General features: G+C 47.7%; 1 tRNA gene. It reads left to right on the top strand.

Annotation, left to right across the window (positions count from 1 at the left end):
* Nucleotides 1-113 precede the first annotated feature (113 nt).
* Nucleotides 114-189 (top strand) — tRNA-Glu (locus tag NA197_RS23435).
* The last annotated feature ends 249 nt before the right edge of the window (nucleotides 190-438 follow it).

Genomic DNA, 438 nt, shown 5'->3' with positions numbered 1-438 from the left:
GGGAACCTGCGGTTGGATCACCTCCTTACCTTAAAGAAGCGTACTTTGAAGTGCTCACACAGATTGTCTGATGAAAAGTGAATAGCAAGGCGTCTTGCGATTGAGACTTCAGTGTCCCCTTCGTCTAGAGGCCCAGGACACCGCCCTTTCACGGCGGTAACAGGGGTTCGAATCCCCTAGGGGACGCCACTTGCTGGTTTGTGAGTGAAAGTCACCTGCCTTAATATCTCAAAACTGACTTACGAGTCACGTTTGAGATATTTGCTCTTTAAAAATCTGGATCAAGCTGAAAATTGAAACACAGAACAACGAAAGTTGTTCGTGAGTCTCTCAAATTTTCGCAACACGATGATGAATCGCAAGAAACATCTTCGGGTTGTGAGGTTAAGCGACTAAGCGTACACGGTGGATGCCCTGGCAGTCAGAGGCGATGAAGGG

It is taken from the genome of Salmonella sp. NW884 (genome assembly GCF_051700745.1).
Taxonomy (GTDB): domain Bacteria; phylum Pseudomonadota; class Gammaproteobacteria; order Enterobacterales; family Enterobacteriaceae; genus Salmonella; species Salmonella enterica.
This window is presented reverse-complemented; position numbering and strand designations above follow the sequence as displayed.